This window comes from Pontibacter sp. Tf4 (assembly GCF_014212495.1).
Taxonomy (GTDB): Bacteria; Bacteroidota; Bacteroidia; order Cytophagales; family Hymenobacteraceae; genus Pontibacter.
In genome coordinates this window covers 471,545-488,970 of sequence record NZ_JACKZC010000001.1, presented here as the reverse complement: position 1 = coordinate 488,970, position 17,426 = coordinate 471,545, and the positions used below count along the sequence as shown (strand labels likewise).

Here is a 17,426-nt window from a genome sequence, read left to right as displayed (position 1 = left end):
TTTGTGTAGCTCACTTATTGTACGTTTTTAAAGAAGGTAGGGGAGTTGCCATAAAGCGGCGTGCTGCCGTTCCATTTCTCTATAAACTGCTGCTGTATCAGCAACGGCGTAAGGGTGCGTTGGCGTAGTTCGTTGGCGCGGGCTTCTGCCTCGGCTTCCACTATCTTTTTGCGCGCTTGGGCTTCGGCTACTTTCAACTCGTTCTCTACCTGCATGGCCTGCTGCACGGCTTTGTTTTTCAGGTTTACGGCCTGTACAATTACTTCGGGGTACTGCAAACCGCTGGTCATCTGCTCCAACTCAAAACCTTCCCGGCGCAGGGCATCGCCTAAGGCCTTCTGCACTTTGTCTTCAAAGCTCTGCCGGTTGGATATGATGCTGTCGGTAGAGTACTGGTTAAACTGGATGCGGAACGCGTCGCGGGTATAGTTGTAAAGGGTGGTCTCGGTTATCTGGGCTATCTCTTTGCGGTACTTGCTGAAGATGCGCGGGCTCTCGCCGGGCAGCACCCTGAACGAGATAGTCGGGTCTACGGTAAAAACGGAGCCGTCTTTGGCGTTAACGGTAAACGAACTATAGTCTACGGTCTGCACAAAGGTCGGGAACTCGAAAACCTCTTCGGTAAAAGGGTTGTACCATACACGCCCTGTTACCAGGCTTACGTCCTGCACGCCTTTGTCGGAGCCGTATAGTTTAACCAGTATGCCTTCGTGGCCGGCATCAATGCGGGTGCACGAGGTCATGGCGGTAACAGAGAAAACAAGGATAAGCAGAGCTGAAATGCTCCAGGTAAGGATCTGGCGGTTCATTAAGCTTTAAGTTTGGAAAAGGTAAAACGGATAACTATAAAATTGAGAACAATAAGGCCAACCAGCAACACCAACCCAACTATAACCGACACATCCGAAGGCTGCCGGATAAGCGCCACCACTTCGGTATAAGCGAAGATGTCGGCGATCAGCAGCAGGATGAGCAGAAGTAGGTATTGGGGTTTCATGGGTAGTATTACTTTTCTATATTCCTTAATAGCAAGTTAGTTTGCTGGTGCGAGCTTGTAGCTCGTACTATTTTGCATTAAAAAGTTATGAGCTACAAGCTCGCACCAGCGGGGGAAATTTATTATAGTACATAACGGTTCTCATATATGCGACTTGCAAGGCTTTAGCCTAGGAATGAACTATATATTTTGTTGGCATTCGTATTTCTAAAATTTGGTCAATATTGATACAATGCTCATTGTGACAATAAAACCAATTAACTTTAACTTCCACCCATAAGCATGAAGGTCCATTAAGCTATCTTCATTATACATTCCTTTGCCACTTGCTACGTCAAAAAATGTAGGTCTGGATTTACCTCTCAAACTATTGATAACAAGTAAATAGACCCAAAAGTAGAAAGCTCCTAGGTAGTCAAATAATAACATGGTCAACGGTATTGAAAACTCATTCTTACTTATGCACGCCAACGGCCACGTATAGGCTGCTAACGAGGCGTAGCCGAATATGGAGCCTGTGCAGTGTTAGCTGATGTTCTTTTATTTTTTAGTTTAAAAGCCCCGATACAGGACTCCCAAATATTATTCCACCAAAGAGCAAAATACAAGAGAGCACTCCGCCAAAAAGAATTAAAAATGGGAAAATGATTAACATCCATATCTTTATTTTCTTGTTCAAGCTAAGACAATTCATAAACCTATTTTCATAGTATCTATAGTCCCGTCTTGAGTAGAAAAAATAGGTAGAGGTTAATATTATCATAGCCAGAACTCCAATAAAGTATTTGTTCTGCACAAGTTCAGTTACCGTATTGTGATTGCTCCATTCTGAAAATGCACCTATATAAATCAAAGCTACAACAGCAAAAGAGAGTCTCACTAATGAGAGATACATAAAGGCTCTCACTTGTGGGGAATCATTTTTGGCTTCGTATGCCTTAAACATTCGGTAGTATAAATATTGAAATAGCACCATTACTTATTATCTGATAATTTTTACTTTTTATGCTATGTAACGGACTAATGTAAGCGACGGCGAGCCGTCGGCCGCTGGCGTTTACACAGTGTTGTGAGGCGTTTTTCTTATTTCTTCTTCATTCATCTTCCCAAAGTTCTCATCTCCAAGTGCGATTGATTTCTCTGGAAACATTTTTCTGTCGCCATCATGGAAGGCCTCTGTAAAGAAAATTTCCTCTTTAGTAATTCGAGTGAGATACAAGCCAGTCCAGTAATCTTTACTGATGAACCATTTGTCAACGGCAGGAATGAAAACTAATATCCTAAACTTCCTCAGCTGATTTTCTATTTTGAATAATCCAATCAGTCGGCTTTCTATTTTTTCTGGCTGGAAACAGTTAAAGGCGTAGAGTTCCTTGTCATCAGTCCGCACGTAGTTTCCGTCCAGATATTCATACCTTAGTTCCTGTCCTCCAATCTCAAGCTTTCCGATCCACGGTCCTGACATCCCAAAGCTTTCACGGGAGTCTATGTATCTAATTTCTAAATTCATTCATTATTTAAATGCCTCACAACTATAGTATAAACGTATCTTATTACGTTTAGCCAACTACCGTTAGTCGGATAAACGTAACTGAATTAACGAATATACTATATATCCCTGATAAAATATAACATAAGACCAACTATAACTAACACCTGCATAATTCCCCCAATTTTCCGACCTTTGTTATTCATTCATCATTCGTCATCAATCATTCGCCGTGAGCCAGTCTACTCTGTATAAAAACTACCTGCTGCAGTCGGAACCGAACAAGTTTAGTTTGGATGGCCTGAAGGCGGGCGAGATGATCGTGAACATGGGGCCGCAACACCCGAGCACGCACGGTGTTCTGCGCCTTGAAGTAGTGACGGATGGCGAAGTGATACAGGAAGTGGCGCCGCACATTGGTTACCTGCACCGCTGTTTCGAGAAGCACGCCGAAAGCATGGCCTACAACCAGACCACCCCCTACGTAGACCGCATGGACTACCTGGCTGCCATGAACTCGGAGCATGTGTGGTGCATGGGCGTGGAAAAGCTGCTGGGCATCACCGACCAGATCCCGAAACGGGTAGAGTACATCCGCGTGCTGGTGGCCGAACTTAACCGCATTGCCTCGCACTTTATAGCCATCGGCACCTACGCCATCGACATAGGGGCTTTTACGCCTTTCCTGTGGCTGTTGCGCGACCGCGAACATATAATGCGTTTACTGGAATGGACTTCCGGGGCGCGCATGCTGTACAACTATATCTGGGTGGGTGGTTTGTATTACGACCTGCCAATAGGGTTTGAGGAGCGCTGCCGCGAGTTTATTAACTACCTGCTGCCAAAACTGGATGAGCTCGACACTATTCTTTTAGATAACAAGATCTTTATAGACCGCACGGCCAACGTGGGTGTGCTGCCCCTGGATGTGGCGATAAACTATGGTTGTTCCGGCCCTATGCTGCGTGGCTCCGGTTTGAAGTATGATCTGCGCCGGGTAGATGGCTATAGTGTGTACCCCGAGCTGGAGTTCGAGATACCGATCGGTCAGGGCACTGTAGGCACCACCGGCGACTGCTGGGACCGCAACTATGTACGCGCCCTGGAATGCCGCGAGTCTGCCAGAATTATACTACAATGCCTGGACCAGCTGACCGGCAACTATAAACGCAGCCCTGATTTTGACCCGCAGGCAGCCTGCCCTAAAAAACTGCGCATGACCGGCTCGCAGGAACTATACTTTAGGGGCGAAACACCACGCGGCGAGCTGGGTTACTTCTTCCGGACAACCGACAAAAGCGACGCTCCTTTCCGCTGCCATGGCCGTGCCCCAAGCTTCGTAAACCTGTCTGTTTTGCCCGAGATTAGCCGCGGCTGCATGGTGGCCGACCTGATCGCTATAGTAGGTTCCGTAGATATTGTGCTGGGCGAGGTGGACCGGTAGAACGTGTTTTGTGTTTCGTATTTCGTGTTTAGTTAGCTGCCGTTCTGAAGAGGAGCAAAGAGAATACTATTCTCCAGGTTTCTCTCTGGTTACATCTCAAGCCTGAACACGAAAAACGAAACACATACTACATCTCCTATCGTTTGTATAAACCTTGAAGTTTAACTCACCTAAACTGAACATACCTTGAGACTATACAAACTTATTTCGATACACCTGCTCTGGCTTAGCATCGTAGCCACACCGTGGCAGGCCATAGCACAGGAAAAAGACTCGGCTTTTGTAATACCTGCCGATACCGTACTACCGGGCCAGAAACATCCTTTCACAGAATCGCAAAGGCTGGAAGGCAACAACAAGCGTTACCTGAAGCGAGCCGTTATACCTTCTGCCATGCTGGTCGGGGCAGGCATTTTAACCATGCACGACCGTGGTCCAATCAGCAGTTGGGATGTGAACGATGCCCGCGACAAGGTGCTACCAGATTTTGCCACCAGAGCCGATGATTTCCTGATGCTGGCTCCCCTGGTGGGTCTGTATGGCTTTAACATCGTCTCATCGCAGAACAGGCACGAGCTAAGCAGGCAAACATTGCTGCTGGCTTCGGCAGGTGCACTTACTTCGGCTATGGTTTGGCCCACTAAAAAGCTCACCGACGTCGAAAGGCCTAATGGCGAGCCATTCGCTTTCCCGTCGGGGCACACTGCCTATGCCTTTACCATCGCTACTTTTATGGATAAAGAGTTCCGGCACAAGAGCCCGTGGGTAAGCGTTGCCAGTTATAGTATAGCCGGGGCAACGGGCGTTTTGCGTGTACTGAACGATGCCCACTGGATGGCCGATGTACTGGCGGGCGCCGGCGTCGGTATACTTTCGGTTAATACGGTATACTGGATACACGCTAAACTAACGCACGGCGGCGGATTAAACACAGCCGTTATACCTGTTATGCTGCCAAACGGGAGCCCGGGCGTAGGCATGTATATCAGCTTTTGATCGTCTGAACCGGGATTGAAGGAGGTTTTTAAGATTAACAGAAATGAAGTTTATCCCGGCGCCGGTATCTAACTGGCACCGCGCAGTGCGCGAGTTTCAAGCCCTAGGCTATAGTTTCACGGCAGAGTAAATTCTGCGTCAGAACTATAGTTGCATAGCGGAGGCGCCAAATATAGCATCCCGATAAATCCTGAAAATCCTTAAATCCTGTAAATCCTTGGGGTAGGGGCCCTATATTAAAGATTCAGACAATTATCTTTACGGCATGCTACAATTCCGCCTGGTCTTCCTATTTATTTTTTGCCTGAGCACTGCTACAACTATAGCCCAGGTGCGGGAAGTACACGGAACCGTGCGCGATGCCGAGACCGGCGAAAAGCTACCCTTTGTAAGCATAGCCGCCAACAACGGCGAGACCGGCACCACTACCAACCTCGAAGGCCAGTACCACCTGCGCCACGCACAACCTATTACCAGCCTGCGTTTCAGTTATGTGGGGTACACGCCTCAGGTCCTTCAGCCCGACTCCACCGGTTTACTAAATGTCAGCCTGCAGCCATCGGCGGCCCAGTTGCAGGAAGTCATCGTACGGGCGGGCGTAAACCCGGCGCACCGCATCATAGAACTGGCCATTCAGAACCGCGACCGTCACCGCATCGAGAACCTTCCCAGCTATAGTTACCGCACCTACAACAAGTTTGTGCTCACCGCCACCGACCCCAATGGCCTCGATTTAGCCGATACCCTGCACACCGCCCCCAAAGACTCGAGCTACTACCGTATGCGCAAGCTCCTGGAAAAGCAGCACCTGTTTTTAATGGAAAGCGTGACCAACTATAGTTACCTGAAGCCCAACCGCACCCAGGAAACCATTATTGCCACCCGCGTGTCGGGTTTGCAGCAGCCCAGTTTTGGTATAGTAGCCGCCGAGGCCCGCGACTTTTCGGTGTACGCCGATATGCCTATCTTTTTCGGGAAGAACTACCTGAGCCCCCTGAGCCCGGGCAGCACGCGCAAGTATGAATTTATACTACAGGAAACTGTAGTCAGTGGCCCGGATTCGGTCTTTATCATTTCGTTTGAGCCGCAGCGGGGCAAAAACTTTACCGGCTTAAAAGGCCTGCTTTATATCAACTCTGATGGCTGGGCGGTGCAGAACGTTATCGCCCAGTCAGCCAGCGACGATAAGCGAGACATACGCCTGCAGCAACAGTTCAGTAAAGTGCAGGGCCAGTGGTTCCCGACGGAACTGGATGTGGAGATTACCATTCCGCAGGTAGAGCTGAGAGGGCATCAGCCATACGGCCGCATTCGCACTTACATTACCAACATCAACCTGAACCCCGGCCTGCAGAAACGCGATTTCAGTGCCATTGCCCTGCAGCAAAGTCCGCTGGCTAATAAACAACCCGACTACATCTGGCAGCAATACCGCCCCGATACATTAGACGCTTTTGAGCAGCGCACTTACACGGTAATGGACAGCGTAGGCAAAGCGCAGAACCTTGACCGAACGATACGGTTAATGGAATACCTGCTTACCAAAAAACTACCGATCGGCCCCATCAGCCTGGACCTGGATAAACTGCTGCACATCTCTGATTTTGAAGGCCTGCGCTTAGGTATAGGCGCGCACACCAACGACCGTTTGCTGAGCTGGTTTAGTGTGGGTGGTTACTGGGGCTATGGCTTTAAAGATGAGCAGGAGAAATACGGAGCCGATGCCACCCTCACCTTACACAAGCCGACGAACCTACAACTACAGGCCGCTTTCTGGGAAGATGTGACAGAGCCAGGTGGCCGCCGCCTGCCTTTCCGCGAGAAAAGCCTGCTTGCCGATTTGCGCCAGCCGTTGTTGCCTTTATTAGATTATACTACCCACCGCCACATGAGCCTGTCGGGCAGGCTGGGTCGCTACCTGCAGGTACATACCCAACTACAACAGGAAGAACGCCGCCCGACTTTATTTACTGCCGATGACCAGCCAACTATAGCTTATAACATCACCGAAGCCAAAGCCGGGCTACGCTTTGCCTATGGCGAGCAACTGATGCAGCTGTTCAACCAGACCATGCCGATGCCAGGTAAATACCCGGTATTGTGGCTGCAGTATACCCGCGGCTTGGATAACGTGCTGAGCGGAAACTATAGCTACAACAAATATGACCTGCGCCTGGAAGCAAGCCTGCTGCACCGCATCTTCGGCAAAACCAACATAACTATAGCCGGCGGTCTGGTGCAAGGCAATGTACCGTTTGTAAACCTGTACAACGGATACGGCAGCTATTCCGACGATTATGAAGTATACGCCGGCGAAGGCTTCGAAACGATGGCACCATACGAGTTCTTCTCCAGCCGCTACTCAGCTCTATTTCTGCAACAGGACTTAGGCAAACGCCTGCTCCGCACTAAATTCTTTAAACCCGACGTGGTACTGGTCACCAACATCGGCATCGGCGACCTGAAAGAGCCCCTGCCTGAAGCGATACTACCGCAGGTGAAAACTATGAACAAAGGCTTCTTCGAATCCGGTCTGATGCTGAATAACGTGATCAGCTCCACTTTTTCCGGAATTGGCGTGGGCGTATTTTACCGTTACGGCGCTTACGAGCTACCCAAGAGTAAAGACAACCTGAAGTTCAAGCTCACTGCTACGTTGGCGTTTTGATATAGGACAATAGTTTTTGTCTGAATCAGGATTTGCAGGATTAGGGGATTTTCGGGATTAGGACCTTTTGCTATAGTTTGGGTTGTTGTTTTATAGTTACAGTTAGTCATCCCCCTGCCCCCTTCAAAGGGGACTTTTCTGCCCTTGCTATAGTTTGAGCTATAGTTCCATAGTTACTGTGGTTCAAACCACCCCTACCCCTCCTTATCCAAGGAGGGGAATTTTCTTTTACTGCTGTGTTGACAGCGATAGTTCTATAGTTACAGACCACGAACAGGACAGGTTTACCTGTCCCTACGGAACTATAACCACGAGAAAAATCAGATCTGCTTCGACGAAGAGCAAATACAGCAACTATAGCTATAGATTAGCTATCGAATGTGTTATCAGTCTTTGGGTTGAGCGCCTTGTAGATTTCCGGTGCCGTCAGGCATTGCGAGGAACGAGCAAAGGAAATGTACACCGCGCGATGCCCGAAGACGGGGCCTCCCGGCCCAGGAGGGAGCCAAGCAAACTATAAAACTGTAGGCAATTAGAGCTCCCAGGATGAAGTGAAACTATAGAGCAACGGCTTGGTTCGAGTAGTAGGCAAAGCAAACTATAAAACTATAACTTATCAAACTACAAGACACATAAGATCCCTCGGCTAACGCTCGGGATGACAAAGAACCATTATATTCTAAGTTAGATTTCTCACTGCATTCGAAATGACAAAGAAAGAGCTATAGTATATATTTTAACAGCTAACTATAGCAGCTAACTTGGTAGCTAAAACTATAGTATATTCATGCAACACATCTAACCACCGTTCCACATGAAAATACTCTCCGCAGCCCAGACCCGAAACGCCGATGCCGCTACCTTGCAGTTCGAAGACATTGACTCGCTGGAATTGATGGAGCGGGCCGCCCGGGCGTTTGCAGGTTGCTTCGAAAACAAGTTTACGCCAGCGCAGCAGGTACATATCTTCTGTGGTCCCGGTAACAATGGTGGCGACGGGCTGGCTGTAGCGAGGTTACTTTCGCAGCGGGCCTACCATGTGAAAGTATTTATAGTGGGTGATCCCGAAAAAACATCTCCCGACCACCAGGTAAACCTGCAGCGCTTACCGGAGCAAGTGCAGCGGCAAACTATAGTTTCAGCATCTGAGCTTCCTGCTTTGCAACCAGGGCATTGTGTTGTTATTGATGCGCTTTTTGGCACCGGCCTCAACCGGCCAGTAACCGGTTTGTTTGCCGATGTCATCAAACACCTGAACAACAGCGGCGCCTGCATCACCAGTATCGACATACCATCCGGGTTGTACACCGACAGCCAGACACCCGAGGAGAGTGCTATAGTTCAGGCCAGCTATACCATTAGTTTTGAGCTGCCCAAACTGGCCTTTTTCCTACCGCAGCATGAGCGGTATGTAGGCGAGTGGCATACGGTGCCGATCGGATTGAGCCCTGCTTTTATAGCACAGGCATCAAGCAACTATAATTTTACGACCGCTGCAGATGTTCAGAAGTTGGTAAGGCCGCGGCGTAAGTTCTCGCATAAGGGCTCGTATGGCCATGCCTTACTTATGTGTGGTGCGTTTGGCAAAATGGGAGCTGCGGTACTGGCTGCGCGAGCCTGTTTACGAAGTGGCGCTGGCCTGTTAACGATACATGCACCCACGGCTGGCTATCCCATCCTCCAAACAGCTGTTCCCGAAGCCATGACCTTAGCCGACAAGCACCGGAAACACATCTCAGAACTACCCGAGGAAATGGAGAAATTTAATGTAGTAGGAATTGGCCCGGGTATTGGCAAAGATAAAGACACCAAAACCACGTTAGGTCAGCTACTGGCCACTTCTTCACTGCCTATCGTTATAGATGCCGATGCCATTAACATTATTGCCAGTAGCGACCGCCTGAAAGCGCAGTTGCCCAAAAATAGGGTTATTTTCACGCCGCACCCTAAAGAATTTGAACACCTGGTAGGCAAAACCAAAAACGATTATGACCGCCTGGAGCACCTAAAAGAATTCTGCCAGACCTATGGTTGCTACGTTTGTTTAAAAGGCTCGCACACGGCTATCGGTACGCCGGAGGGGAATATCTACTTTAACACCACCGGCAATGCAGGCATGGCCACAGGTGGCACCGGCGATGTATTGACGGGCATAATTACTGCATTGGTAGCGCAAAACTATAGTTTGGAAGATGCCTGTTTATTAGGCGTATTTGTGCATGGCCTGGCCGGAGACCTGGCAGCGCAACAAATTGGAGAGATAAGCCTGATTGCTTCGGATGTGATTGATTACCTGCCACAGGCTTTCATGACGCTCCGGAATAGCTAAGTTTTTACCAGAAAGACCAGCGCTGCATGCAGTAACATGGCTCCATCGGCAAACAACAAAAAGTACACCCGCGGCTTGAACTCCGACGACAACCATACCACCAGCGCTGCGCCTGTTGTACTGGCCAGTAGCGCCGTCATTGTACTGCCGCTTTCCGATTGCACCACTATCAGACTATAGAGCAGCAGCAGCCCGATAGAGAACAGCTTGGTATATTTTACCCCGATCAGGCCGGGCACGGTTAAGGTGTTCGTCTCGCGGTCGTAGGTGTAATCTCTTATATCAAACAGCAAGGCCAGGGCCAAAATGAACAGGAAACGACGCAGAAACAGCTGCAGGGCCTGCGCGTCCAGCACAAACATGCCGGCATCCAGCAACGGAAATGTAGCAGTAACTATAGCCCACACATACGCAATAAGGAACACCTTTAGCAGCGGCACACGGCGCAGCGGCTTCATGCGCTTACGGCGATAAACAATGGGGATGGTATACCCGATGGAGATAATGGCCAGGTGCAGCACAAACCAGAAATTCAGCCGCAGGCCGAAGTAGAAGTAAACGATAGTGGCCAGCACCAAACTCAGCAGACCAACTATAGCCATGTTCTTGCGGTTGCGGTGCCACCAAGAATCCTGCTGGTTCCGCTCCAGTTTTACGCTCCGGCGCAACAACACGCTTTGTATGCTGCTCAGGTTATAGGTAAAGAGTGTCGCCAGAAACACGAATACTGCCATCGGCACAGAAACGGGTAAGCCTGACAGCAAATAGGTTTCTATAGTTAAGGCGAAGGCGCAAACAGAGATAAACACGCTGCTGTAGAGCAGATGGGTCAGTAACCTGCGCAGCAAACCTGCTTTGGCCGGCACATCCTCCGTGGCTATGTAGTCGTGTTTCATGAGGTTTGCAAGTTCGCAACTATAGCTTGTTAATCAAAAGCATACGGCTACAAACAAAAAGCCTGACACAGGATACCCCACGCCAGGCTAAAACAGGAAATTAAGGTATTACAGTACGTTCTGCTTTTCTTCAGTAAACGTAGTGTTGTACAGGTCTATGCTGTCCTGAATGATCTTATAAGCGGCTTCGCGACCCAAGAACTGCTCCACGATCACTTCTTTCATCTCCAGCTTCTTATAGTCTTCAAAGAAACGGCGTACTTCCAGCAACGTGTGTGGCGGCAACTCCGAAATATCGTTGATGTGACGCACCGACATGTCGTTGTTAGCAACAGCTATGATCTTGTCATCTTCTTCGTTGTTGTCAATCATCTGCATCACCCCGATCACTTTGGCATCAATAAGGCACATAGGCTGCACATCTACCGAGCAGATCACCAGGATATCCAGCGGGTCTTTATCGTCGCAGTATGTTTTCGGGATAAAGCCATAGTTGGCAGGATAGTGGATAGAGGAGAAAAGAACACGGTCCAGTTTCAGCATACCGCTATCTTTGTCCAGTTCGTATTTGGCTTTAGAGCCTTTTGGTATTTCGATAATGGCTGTTACTACACCCGGCGCTTCTTCTCCGTAGCTAACGCTATGCCATGGGTTGTTTTTGTCTGTATTGTTCATAAATAAAAATTATACTTCCCGCACGTTTTGCGGTACTGTTATTTCATGTATTCCTGTAATGCTTTGCCTACACTGCCGCTCGGCTCCTGCATGTAGAGCCAGGTAGCTATAGTTGGGGCAATATCTGTCACTTCCACGGGAGCGGCGCTTTCGCCGGCTTTCACCTTCCAGCCATACCACACCATCGGTACGTGGGTGTCGTGTGTGGAGTAAGAGCCGTGCGCGGTACCTTTGGGTCCGTGTTTCTGCCAGTTTGGTTCCAGCTGCACGATCACGTCGCCGGAGCGGCGGGCATTGTAGCCATTCTCTACCAAACGCATTTGTCCGTGGCTCCAGCTGGCATTCTGTAATTTTTCGGCTGTTATAGTTCTTGCTACGCCTTCCAGTGTCATTATATAGTTGGCTACATCCTGCTGCACATCGGCCAGGTTCAGTTTCTTTTCAGCTATTAGCTTACGGTTCAGGTACACCTGCTGGTTCGTATATTTTTCCAGCCACTTGCCTGCGCCATACGTTCTGCCCATGTAAGCTTTCACCGAATCGCCCACCGTATAGTAGCCAATTGCGCCTGCCGTTACGCGTTCATCTATCATGTAGGCCGGTACGTTGGCTATGCCATGGTCAGCTGTTAAAAACACCAGCAGGTTCTCTTTTCCTACTTGTTTTTCTAGTGCAGCCAGAAGTTCTGCAATTTCCAGATCCAGGCGCAGGTAGGTGTCTTCTACTTCTATGGAGTTAGGCCCAAAATCGTGGCCGATATAGTCGGTTGATGAAAAGCTGACAGACAGGAAATCTGTAGACGCTCCTTTACCCAACTGCTCCCCTTCCAGTGCTTTCAGGGCAATGTCTTTGGTCAGGGTGTTGCCAAATGGCGTCGTCCGTATCAGCTCATAGTCTTTACCTTTCAGGGTAGCCAGGTCGTATGGGAAAACAGGTTCTTTTTTGCCTGGCAATCCTTCTTCATAGTACATGTTATCAGCCGTACTGCTGGTGTATTGATCTATCGGCTTCAGTGTATTCCAGGTCTGGCTCAGGTATTTGTCGGCCAGTTTCTGTTCGTTCAGCTCTTTTACCCAGCCTGGCAGCTCGTTTCTATAAAAGGTACTCGTAATAAAGTTACCCGACTCTGAATCGAACCAATACGCCCCATCAGCCATATAACCACCCGGTATTACAGCGCCACGGTCTTTTAAAGCCACCGCTATCACCTTCGACTGCTTGTTGGTTGCCAGCTTTAACTGGTCGGTTATAGTTGTTGCCAACAGGTTTCTCGGCGACATCAGCCCGGCTTTGGAAGTAGCGCCGACTGTTTTCACCGTTTTGTCTTCCACACAGTACATGGTTTTGCCCGTCTCGCGGTTATACCAGCTGTTAGCAATAATGCCATTTACTGCCGGCACACTGCCTGTATAAATGCTGGCATGCCCCGGCGCGGTGTAAGTGGGTACATAACTATAGTTGGCATTCTGGAAATTAAAGCCCTGCTGTACCAGCTTTTTAAATCCATTGTTGCTGTATTTGTCCCAGTAGCGGAAAAGGAAATCATACCGCATCTGGTCTACCACTATTCCTACCACCAGTTTCGGGCGGTTCAGGTTACTGGCAATTTCTTTCTGACTGGCTGCCTCTTTGTTTGCTGCACAAGCTGTTAGCAGGAGCACCCAAACAAGCAGGACTTTGGTGGCTAAAATTCTCATGGTTTCTTGTGTTTGCACTAAAGTTACAACACACATTCTGGTTTATAGAAAGATTCCTGTTAAACCTTCATTATCATCTATAGTTTATCAACAGGCCTTCTACAGAAAACAACAGCGCCCACCTTTAGAAGTGGGCGCTGCTTTATCTGTATTTCTTTCTTCTTTACTTTGAAGCAAGGGCCTCGGCACCACCCACGATCTCGAGAATCTCTTTCGTGATAGCGGCCTGGCGCGTCCTGTTGTAGGTCAGTTTCAGCTCCTTCAACAATTCGCCGGCGTTTTCCGTTGCCTTGTCCATCGCTGTCATTCGGGCACCGTGCTCCGAAGCATTCGACTCCAGCACAGCTTTATATACCTGTATCTTCAGCGATTTCGGGATCAGTTCCTGAATGATCTCTTCTTTAGAAGGCTCAAACGTATAGTCTGCCACTAATGTGGCGGCTTTGCTGTCATCAACCGGCTGTTCTTCAATCGGCAGGAATTGTTCTGTACGAACAATCTGTGTAGCTACGTTCTTGAACTCGTTATAGATGATCTCTACCTGATCGAACTCGCCAGTCACAAATCCACTCATAGCGCGTTCTGCAGCTGCACGAACAGTATCGAATGACAGGTTCGTGAATACATTGCTGTATTCGCTGATCACGTTAAAGCCTCTCTTCGTCAGCGCTTCTGTACCTTTTCTACCGATAGTTAAAAAAGTAACATTACCTGCTGCCAGTTGGCTGCTATACTTGCTGCCTGCCAAAGAGGTAGCCGCTTTTATAATGTTTGAGTTAAAAGCGCCTGCAAGACCACGGTCAGAGGTTACTGCAATGATCAATATTCTGTTCGGCTCACGCTTCTGAGAATAGATGTTTGTTACAGAACCCTCGGTTAGTGACGACAGGTTAGCCAGAATTCCGCTCAGACGCTGCGCGTAAGGGCGCATGCGCAGGATGTTATCCTGAGCACGTCTTAGTTTAGCAGCGGCCACCATTTTCATGGCTTTTGTAATCTGCTGTGTCGACGATACCGATGTAATGCGGCTTCTAACCTCTTTTAAACTTGCCATATGGTTTTTGTTATGAGCAAAAGTTAAAGGCTAAGGCTTTTACACCTTACCCTTTAACGCATAACTTATAGATTACTTCTTGTATTTAGCTGATAGCTCTTTCGCTACCTGGCGCATAACGCCTGTTGTTGAGTCATCCAGTTTACCTGCCAGCAGGGCGTTCAGTACATCAGAGTGCTGAGCACGCATGGTACGCAGGTAATCTTTCTCAAACGTTCTTACTTCAGTTACCGGAACATCATCCAGCAGACCGTTTGTAGCAGCGTAAATGATCGCTACCTGCTCTTCAACCGGAACCGGAGAGAACTGTGGCTGCTTCAGGATTTCCAGGTTACGACGACCACGCTCAATAGTAAGCTTAGTAGCAGCATCCAGGTCAGAACCGAATTTCGCAAACGCTTCCAGCTCACGGAACTGTGCCTGATCCAGCTTCAGAGTACCAGCCACTTTCTTCATTGACTTGATCTGAGCAGAACCACCTACACGTGATACCGAGATACCAACGTTGATCGCTGGACGGATACCTGAGTTGAACAGGTTCGTCTCAAGGAAGATCTGACCGTCAGTAATAGAAATTACGTTTGTTGGGATATAAGCAGAAACGTCGCCAGCCTGCGTCTCGATGATTGGAAGGGCAGTTAAAGAACCACCACCTTTCACCATGTGACGGATAGACTCTGGCAAGTCGTTCATGTTACGGGCAATCTCATCAGATGCGTTAACCTTAGCAGCACGCTCCAATAAACGAGAGTGCAGGTAGAATACGTCACCTGGGTAAGCCTCACGTCCTGGTGGACGACGTAGCAGCAGAGAAACTTCGCGGTAAGCTACTGCCTGCTTAGAAAGGTCATCATACACAACCAGTGCAGGGCGGCCAGTATCGCGGAAGAACTCACCGATAGCAGCACCAGTAAACGGAGCAAAGAACTGCATTGGAGCCGGATCAGAAGCAGAAGCCGAAACTACCACTGTATAATCCATCGCACCACCTTCGGTAAGAGACTTAACTACCTGTGCAACGGTTGATGCTTTCTGACCAACTGCTACATAGATACAGAACACCGGCTGTCCTTTTTCGAAGAACTCGCGCTGGTTCAGGATGGTATCGATCGCAACAGCTGATTTACCAGTCTGGCGGTCACCGATGATAAGCTCACGCTGACCACGGCCGATCGGAATCATTGAGTCGATCGCTTTGATACCAGTCTGCATTGGCTCGTTTACCGGCTGACGATAGATTACGCCCGGTGCTTTACGCTCCAGTGGCATCTCATATAAGTCACCAGCAATCGGACCACGACCATCTATAGGCTGACCAAGAGTGTTAACCACACGGCCGATAATGCCGTCACCTACTTTAACAGAGGCAATGCGGTTTGTTCTTCTTACGGTTGCACCTTCTTTAATTTCGCTGTAGTCGCCAAGTAATACGGCACCTACGTTGTCTTCCTCCAGGTTCAGAACAAGCGCCTGAAGTCCGTTCTCAAACTCTAAAAGTTCACCAGACTGGGCTCTGGAAAGGCCATAGATACGAGCGACACCGTCACCCACTTGCAGTACTGTACCTACCTCTTCCAGTTCTGCCTCAGAACGGAAGCCGGAAAGCTGCTCTCTTAGTATGGCTGATACTTCGTCAGGTCTTACTTCTGCCATGATTATAGTTTATTAATATAGGAGTTGTCTTTAAAATTATTTTTAAGCTTGCGAAGACTGTTCTTCACAGAGCTGTCGATCTGTCTGTCGCCTACACGCAGCACGAAGCCGCCTATCAGGCTCGGGTCGATCATTTCTTCTAACTGTATGGTTTTGCCGGTTTGGGCAGCAAGTTTTTCACCTATCTGCTGGCGTAGTGCCGGAGAAAGCGGAGCAGCCGATACAATGCTGGCTCTCTGTATTCCCTTCAGCACATTGTACTGCTTCACAAACTCGGTAGCGATAAACTCCAGCAGCGACTCGCGGTTTTTGCGGGCTACGATGTTAAAAAAGGACAGTGTCATTTCCTGCACTTTACCTTTAAACACACCGTTTATCACAGCCAGTTTTTTATCTGACTTTACGATAGGGTTATGAAGCATTAACTGAAAGTCTCTGTTTTTGGAAACAACATCCGAGAACAGTTTCATGTCTTCATTCACCTGCTCCAGCACGCCTTTTTCCGCAGCCAGTTCTATCAGCGACTTCGCGTATCTGGAAGCAACTCTTACTTCTGACATATTGCTTTTTATAAAGTATGGCCGTTGCTACGGGCAACGCCACCAGTTCTATTATTAGTTAAGCGTTACTTCACGGATGTAATCCTGCGCCAGGGCTTGCTGCGCCTGCGGATCACTCAGTTCTTTTCTCAGAATGCGCTCTGCGATATCCACAGAAAGGGCAGCGGCCAGGTTTTTCACCTCAGCAAGTGCAGCACGTTTCTCGTTCTCGATCGCTTCGCGGGCCTGTGCAATCATGCGGGCACCTTCTTCGTTAGCTTTGTTCTTTGCAGACTCAACAATCGCGTTACCGGCATCCGATGCTTCTTTCAGGATCTTGTCGCGCTCCATGCGTGCTTCAGCCAGCAGCTTTTCGTTTTCAGCTTTCAGGCCCTGCATTTCCAGCTTTGCTTTTTCAGCTGCGCTCAGTGCATGTTCAATAGAAGTCTCACGCTCGCGCAGGGCGTTCATGATAGGCTTCCAAGCAAACTTTGTCAGCAGAAACAGTACAATCAGAAATGTTACTAACTGCCAGAAAATCAGACCAAATCCAGGGGTTACTAATTCCATTGTTTTAGAAAACTATCTTTTAGGATTTTTATTTATTTGCCCGTTGCCTATGCAACTATGGCTTTTTAACTATTCAACTACTTTTGATCTCATCGTCCGGACCATGCGTCCGGACGTGAGACCAGCAAAAGCTTAATTAGCCTTTGAAAGAGATTAACAAGCAAACTACCACACCGAACAGTGCAACACCTTCGATAAGGGCAGCCGCGATGATCATGGCAGTCTGGATTTTACCACCAGCCTCTGGCTGACGAGCGATAGATTCCATAGCAGAGCCACCGATTCTACCGATACCCAAACCAGCGCCAAGGGCAACTAAACCAGCACCGATACCGGCACCCATGATAGCTAAACCAAAATCGGTCGCTGCTTGAAGCAAAATTGCTAGTAACATAATTGTAGTTATATATAGTTAAAAA

Annotated in this window: 15 protein-coding genes; 4 read left to right on the top strand and 11 right to left on the bottom strand. The window is 48.6% G+C overall.

Going from position 1 to position 17,426, the window contains the following annotated elements; translation table 11 throughout:
• Positions 1-14: 14 nt before the first annotated feature.
• From H7F15_RS02065 to H7F15_RS02055, 3 genes are all read right to left on the bottom strand, one after another.
• A complete protein-coding gene (locus tag H7F15_RS02065) occupies positions 15-809 on the bottom strand; it encodes an SPFH domain-containing protein (RefSeq protein WP_185195280.1) in 795 nt (264 codons plus the stop codon).
• Positions 809-997 carry a hypothetical protein gene (locus H7F15_RS02060; RefSeq protein WP_185195279.1) on the bottom strand — a complete coding sequence of 63 codons (189 nt, stop codon included), beginning with the start codon at positions 995-997 and terminating at the stop codon, positions 809-811. Before H7F15_RS02060 ends, H7F15_RS02065 begins: the two co-directional genes overlap by 1 nt.
• Positions 998-2,054: 1,057 nt before the next feature.
• On the bottom strand, positions 2,055-2,507 hold the full coding sequence (locus tag H7F15_RS02055) for a hypothetical protein (protein WP_185195278.1): 453 nt from the start codon (positions 2,505-2,507) through the stop codon (positions 2,055-2,057).
• 211 nt (positions 2,508-2,718) lie between these two features.
• On the opposite strand from H7F15_RS02055, the gene H7F15_RS02050 reads away from it, so the two are divergent.
• The 4 genes from H7F15_RS02050 (at position 2,719) to H7F15_RS02035 (ending at position 9,923) form a co-directional block, all read left to right on the top strand.
• Positions 2,719-3,930 (top strand): NADH-quinone oxidoreductase subunit D, encoded by a 1,212-nt coding sequence (locus tag H7F15_RS02050; RefSeq protein WP_185195277.1) that lies wholly within the window; start codon positions 2,719-2,721, stop codon positions 3,928-3,930.
• Between the two features lie 186 nt (positions 3,931-4,116).
• On the top strand, positions 4,117-4,926 hold the full coding sequence (locus H7F15_RS02045; protein WP_185195276.1) for a phosphatase PAP2 family protein: 810 nt from the start codon (positions 4,117-4,119) through the stop codon (positions 4,924-4,926).
• A gap of 265 nt (positions 4,927-5,191) precedes the next feature.
• Positions 5,192-7,594 carry a DUF5686 and carboxypeptidase-like regulatory domain-containing protein gene (locus tag H7F15_RS02040; RefSeq protein WP_185195275.1) on the top strand — a complete coding sequence of 801 codons (2,403 nt, stop codon included), beginning with the start codon at positions 5,192-5,194 and terminating at the stop codon, positions 7,592-7,594.
• Between the two features lie 814 nt (positions 7,595-8,408).
• Positions 8,409-9,923: an NAD(P)H-hydrate dehydratase gene (locus H7F15_RS02035; protein WP_185195274.1), complete on the top strand. Its 1,515-nt coding sequence runs from the start codon at positions 8,409-8,411 to the stop codon at positions 9,921-9,923.
• Here H7F15_RS02035 and H7F15_RS02030 read toward each other — a convergent pair.
• From H7F15_RS02030 to atpE, 8 genes are all read right to left on the bottom strand, one after another.
• Positions 9,920-10,819: a hypothetical protein gene (locus tag H7F15_RS02030; protein WP_185195273.1), complete on the bottom strand. Its 900-nt coding sequence runs from the start codon at positions 10,817-10,819 to the stop codon at positions 9,920-9,922. The genes H7F15_RS02035 and H7F15_RS02030 overlap by 4 nt on opposite strands.
• Before the next feature lie 108 nt (positions 10,820-10,927).
• On the bottom strand, positions 10,928-11,494 hold the full coding sequence (locus H7F15_RS02025) for an inorganic diphosphatase (protein ID WP_185195272.1): 567 nt from the start codon (positions 11,492-11,494) through the stop codon (positions 10,928-10,930).
• A gap of 38 nt (positions 11,495-11,532) precedes the next feature.
• Positions 11,533-13,191 (bottom strand): alkaline phosphatase PafA, encoded by a 1,659-nt coding sequence (gene pafA, locus H7F15_RS02020; RefSeq protein ID WP_185195271.1) that lies wholly within the window; start codon positions 13,189-13,191, stop codon positions 11,533-11,535.
• A 163-nt stretch (positions 13,192-13,354) separates the two neighbouring features.
• Positions 13,355-14,245: an ATP synthase F1 subunit gamma gene (gene atpG / locus H7F15_RS02015; RefSeq protein ID WP_185195270.1), complete on the bottom strand. Its 891-nt coding sequence runs from the start codon at positions 14,243-14,245 to the stop codon at positions 13,355-13,357.
• Between the two features lie 72 nt (positions 14,246-14,317).
• The gene (atpA, locus tag H7F15_RS02010; RefSeq protein ID WP_185195269.1) at positions 14,318-15,898 is read right to left on the bottom strand and encodes a F0F1 ATP synthase subunit alpha; all 1,581 of its coding nucleotides are present in this window, start codon (positions 15,896-15,898) and stop codon (positions 14,318-14,320) included.
• A gap of 2 nt (positions 15,899-15,900) precedes the next feature.
• Entirely contained in the window at positions 15,901-16,458 is a 558-nt protein-coding gene (atpH, locus tag H7F15_RS02005) for an ATP synthase F1 subunit delta (protein ID WP_185195268.1), read from the bottom strand.
• Positions 16,459-16,512: 54 nt separating this feature from the next.
• Entirely contained in the window at positions 16,513-17,007 is a 495-nt protein-coding gene (locus tag H7F15_RS02000) for a F0F1 ATP synthase subunit B (protein WP_185195267.1), read from the bottom strand.
• A gap of 136 nt (positions 17,008-17,143) precedes the next feature.
• Positions 17,144-17,401, bottom strand: coding sequence for an ATP synthase F0 subunit C (atpE, locus tag H7F15_RS01995; protein ID WP_163911969.1), 258 nt, complete (start codon positions 17,399-17,401; stop codon positions 17,144-17,146).
• Positions 17,402-17,426 lie beyond the last annotated feature (25 nt).

What these genes read in the sequence shown, in the direction of transcription:
- H7F15_RS02025 (WP_185195272.1), bottom strand. Translation starts at nt 11,494, where the DNA reads ATGAACAATACAGACAAAAACAACCCATGGCATAGCGTTAGCTACGGA.
- atpA (WP_185195269.1), bottom strand. Translation starts at nt 15,898, where the DNA reads ATGGCAGAAGTAAGACCTGACGAAGTATCAGCCATACTAAGAGAGCAG.
- H7F15_RS02060 (WP_185195279.1), bottom strand. Translation starts at nt 997, where the DNA reads ATGAAACCCCAATACCTACTTCTGCTCATCCTGCTGCTGATCGCCGAC.
- H7F15_RS02000 (WP_185195267.1), bottom strand. Translation starts at nt 17,007, where the DNA reads ATGGAATTAGTAACCCCTGGATTTGGTCTGATTTTCTGGCAGTTAGTA.
- H7F15_RS02055 (WP_185195278.1), bottom strand. Translation starts at nt 2,507, where the DNA reads ATGAATTTAGAAATTAGATACATAGACTCCCGTGAAAGCTTTGGGATG.
- atpE (WP_163911969.1), bottom strand. Translation starts at nt 17,401, where the DNA reads ATGTTACTAGCAATTTTGCTTCAAGCAGCGACCGATTTTGGTTTAGCT.
- H7F15_RS02065 (WP_185195280.1), bottom strand. Translation starts at nt 809, where the DNA reads ATGAACCGCCAGATCCTTACCTGGAGCATTTCAGCTCTGCTTATCCTT.
- atpH (WP_185195268.1), bottom strand. Translation starts at nt 16,458, where the DNA reads ATGTCAGAAGTAAGAGTTGCTTCCAGATACGCGAAGTCGCTGATAGAA.
- pafA (WP_185195271.1), bottom strand. Translation starts at nt 13,191, where the DNA reads ATGAGAATTTTAGCCACCAAAGTCCTGCTTGTTTGGGTGCTCCTGCTA.
- H7F15_RS02040 (WP_185195275.1), top strand. Translation starts at nt 5,192, where the DNA reads ATGCTACAATTCCGCCTGGTCTTCCTATTTATTTTTTGCCTGAGCACT.
- H7F15_RS02035 (WP_185195274.1), top strand. Translation starts at nt 8,409, where the DNA reads ATGAAAATACTCTCCGCAGCCCAGACCCGAAACGCCGATGCCGCTACC.
- H7F15_RS02030 (WP_185195273.1), bottom strand. Translation starts at nt 10,819, where the DNA reads ATGAAACACGACTACATAGCCACGGAGGATGTGCCGGCCAAAGCAGGT.
- atpG (WP_185195270.1), bottom strand. Translation starts at nt 14,245, where the DNA reads ATGGCAAGTTTAAAAGAGGTTAGAAGCCGCATTACATCGGTATCGTCG.